A 2,940-nucleotide genomic window follows, 5' to 3' on the forward strand; every position below is an offset into this window, starting at 1 on the left:
CTGTTCCATTCTGCTATTCTCCAAACGTTCTATTTCATTCTTCTCATGACCTCAGGCATACTGCGGTCATGAATACGCTGCCTGACTTAAGCCAACTGACCCATGAACAACTGCTGGAATTCACCAGGCAGTTGGCGCTGCAGCATCAGTCTCTAGCACAATCAAACCAGCAATTAGATGCCAGAGTTCAACATCTTGAAGTCACCAATCAGCAATTAGATTCTAAAGTTCAACATCTTTCTATTCTCAATCAAAAATACGAGCATGAACTGGCGCTGTTTAAAAAGCACAAATTCGCCCAAAAGAATGAACACTTAACGGCAAAACAAATCCATCTGTGGGATGAAGCGGTTGAAGAAGATATTGCCGCGGTTGATCTAGAACTGGAACGGCTAAATGCAGATAAAACCGATGCAGTGACACACAAAGCAACAGTCAACAAACCTAAACGTCGACCACTGCCAGATCATCTACACACCATCCGTATTGAGCATGAACCTGCATCAACCCAATGTGCTTGTGGCTGCCAACTCCGTCGTATCGGCGAAGATGGGCACTGTTGCAAATAGAGATTTGAGTCGATGATGTTCCCTTTAAAAGTGCTTAGAGACCGAAAACCCTGTTGATTAGACACACTTCACCCTGAGGCTGACCATAATAAAATGACGATGCTTGTCCTTTACGTAGTGCACGCATGACTTCAATACCTTTAATTGTGGCATAAGCCGTCTTCATAGATTTGAATCCTAATGTGGCCCTGATGATTCGCTTTAACTTACCATGATCACATTCAATGACATTATTTTTATACTTAATCTGCCTGTGCTCAATATCTACTGGACATTTTCCTTCTCGCTTTAATCGTGATAAAGCATGGCCATAGGTCGCTGCTTTATCTGTATTGATGACCCGTGGAATTTGCCATTTTTTCACCGTATTGAAGATCTTTCCTAGAAAACTATAGGCTGATTTACTGTTCCGTCTAGCGGAAAGGTAAAAGTCAATCGTATGACCCCGTTGATCAACTGCACGATACAGGTAAGTCCATCGCCCCTTCACTTTGATATAAGTCTCATCCATATGCCATGAATGTAAATCTGTAGGATTACGCCAATACCAGCGTAAGCGTTTTTCCATTTCTGGAGCATAACGCTGAACCCAACGATAAATTGTACTGTGATCCACATTTATGCCTCGTTCAGCGAGCATTTCTTGAAGTTCACGATAGCTGATGCCATATTTACAATACCAACGAACAGCCCAAAGAATGATTTCACCTTGAAAGTGCCGACCGTGGAAGGGATTCATCTGCTGTATCTCGAAATAAATAAGATATTTAGCTTATCATGTCAGCCTATTTGCAACAGTGCCCGTTTTAGTCTTCTTCTCGGTTTAATACGCAGATTCAGTGCCAACTCACAGTAAATGCGGTAAACCCGCTTGTGATTCCAGCAGCAACTCTCAACATGCCGTAAATACGAGAAGCACAAACCAAAGCCCCAATCGGAATTTTCCTCAGTGAGTTCAATGAGCTGTTCAGCAATGAGTGCATTGTCATCGCTGAGTTTGGCTTGATAGCGGTAGCAGATTTCACTAATGCCAAATGCTTTACAAGCCAAACGAATACTAATGGCATGCTGGGCAACTGCCTGTTGTGCCATCTTACGCCGGCAAGATGGCTTTACCACTTTTTTGCCATCGCTTCCTGGATGATTTCGGCCTTTAATCGCTCTTCCGCATACATCTTTTTAAGTCTGGTATTTTCGGCTTCTAGCTCTTTCAGTCGAGCCATTAATGATGTATCCATACCACCATATTTGGCACGCCATTTATAAAAGGTAGCATTACTCATGCCGTGTTCACGGCAAAGGGTCGCTACAGGTGTGCCAGATTCTGCCTGTTTCAAGATGGACATGATCTGACTGTCAGTAAATTTAGATGTTTTCATGCAGAATCTCCTGCTCGTATCTTAAGAGAAAATTCTACTTTTAGATCCTATTATTTTTAGGGGGGATTACCTAATCACAATATTCTTTTTTGAAATTCTCGTAAGATATTTGTTTTCTTTGTTCTGGAGTTTTTGCTTTTAGCAAGCTGAGGAACTTTTCTTCTAATCGTGGTGTAGATTTAATTTTATGTGATGCCCAACTGTAATTAGCAGTACCTATATCATAGATACTGTTTACTTTTACATCTGGCTTGTATTCATATTCGTAGCTTATGAATACATTATAGAATCCCTTACATAGTCTATCATTCTCTTTTGAAACTAAATTTCTATTCATAGATGTTGAGAAGTCATATAAGCTCCCATTTTTATATTCATAATTATATTTTTTCCCAGTTTTTGGACTTGGACTTGATGCTATTTTTATACCTGAACTCAGCTCCGAGACCGTAATATCTAATGACTCTTTAAATTTAATAGTTTCAGATTTAATTAATTTTGATACATCGTTAAACTCATATATAACATAATGGCTTTCTGGACTACTCATGCCAAACCATGCACCACATGTACTTGTTACAACATAAGTAGTTTGCTGTTGTTTATATACCTTTTCTAAGATTTCACATTGTGGATCGATCTCACTAATAAAACCAGCATTGCTATTACTGTTCTCAATAGAAAATGGATACTGTTTTATATATAACTCACTGTATTTATTTGTGATTTTATATAATTCAATATTTTCTGGATAGCCTTCCTTATTCTTTATAAGTTTGAATGGCTTAACTTCAACAGCATGAACAACACTACCTGTCATTATGAGAATATTCAGTAGAAATATTTTAGAAAAAGGACCTTGCACTTTAGGGTCTGTTGACATTTGTTGATTAAAAAAATAGCGAGATAGTAAAATTAAATCGCCAAACCCAATTTTACACTCGCTATGCCTCGAACAATGCTAAATGATCAACACTGGTCCAAGTTACTTG

At 38.9% G+C, this 2,940-nt stretch carries 2 protein-coding genes and 2 pseudogenes; 1 reads left to right on the plus strand and 3 read right to left on the minus strand.

The features are described from left to right. Positions 1 to 68 precede the first annotated feature (68 nt). Positions 69 to 551, plus strand: a pseudogene (locus FTU83_RS16995) (IS66 family transposase); the annotation flags it as partial. A gap of 52 nt (positions 552 to 603) precedes the next feature. On the opposite strand, the gene FTU83_RS17000 reads toward FTU83_RS16995, so the two are convergent. The 3 genes and pseudogenes from FTU83_RS17000 to FTU83_RS17010 all read right to left on the minus strand — a co-directional run bounded on the left by FTU83_RS17000 (position 604) and on the right by FTU83_RS17010 (position 2,831). Next, positions 604 to 1,308, minus strand: coding sequence for an IS6-like element IS1008 family transposase (locus FTU83_RS17000; protein WP_001067783.1), 705 nt, complete (start codon positions 1,306 to 1,308; stop codon positions 604 to 606). A gap of 62 nt (positions 1,309 to 1,370) precedes the next feature. Next, positions 1,371 to 1,948, minus strand: a pseudogene (locus FTU83_RS17005) (transposase); the annotation flags it as partial. Between the two features lie 70 nt (positions 1,949 to 2,018). Continuing rightward, positions 2,019 to 2,831, minus strand: coding sequence for a hypothetical protein (locus FTU83_RS17010; RefSeq protein ID WP_180107468.1), 813 nt, complete (start codon positions 2,829 to 2,831; stop codon positions 2,019 to 2,021). Between the last annotated feature and the right edge of the window lie 109 nt (positions 2,832 to 2,940).

It is taken from the genome of Acinetobacter sp. YH12152, from assembly GCF_013418285.1.
Classification (GTDB): Bacteria; Pseudomonadota; Gammaproteobacteria; order Pseudomonadales; family Moraxellaceae; genus Acinetobacter; species Acinetobacter amyesii.

Excerpts from the sequence above, each read along its gene's own strand:
- FTU83_RS17000 (WP_001067783.1), bottom strand. The coding sequence starts at position 1,308 with ATGAATCCCTTCCACGGTCGGCACTTTCAAGGTGAAATCATTCTTTGG.
- FTU83_RS17010 (WP_180107468.1), bottom strand. The coding sequence starts at position 2,831 with ATGTCAACAGACCCTAAAGTGCAAGGTCCTTTTTCTAAAATATTTCTA.